At 59.2% G+C, this 500-nt stretch carries 1 pseudogene; it reads right to left on the reverse strand.

What is annotated here, in order from left to right:
- A pseudogene (locus tag ACLD72_RS32225) lies at positions 1–500 on the reverse strand (transposase); the annotation flags it as partial.

Consider the following 500-nt stretch of genomic DNA (forward strand, 5'->3'; position numbering starts at 1 on the left):
TTCGGTTGGCGCGCGATCAGCCGACGGTAAGGGATCGCCGGAATCGCCACACACATGCGCAGCAACTTCTGCCGCATCGTTTCTTTCGCTTCGGGCAGGTGCAGTTGGCGGCGTCCGGTGTACTCGTTGAGGTACGCCTGCAGATGCTTCAGTCCCAAGGCTCCATACGTACTCTTCAGCGATTCCCACGCCCCTCTCACCACTTTCCGCAAAGGCGCATACAGCCGAAAGGCTAAAGGGAACGACTGCACCGCCGATGTACGGACATCCACATGCCCGTTGATGAACGCAGCGAGCTCGTGACGGTTTGCTCTTTGTCCGTCTCCTCTCTTATGCGGTACAAGACGGATTTTGACCTGTTCCGGCTCGCCCGACTCCGTGACCGTGCATCCCGCTATAACCGCCGTGGCATATGGATGCGAAAGCTGACACCGGGACGGATCGCGACCGTACAGATCGCTGTTCACCTTCACGTCTCCGCAGAGCAGCTCCTGGGCATC

This window comes from Paenibacillus lacisediminis, assembly GCF_046567315.2.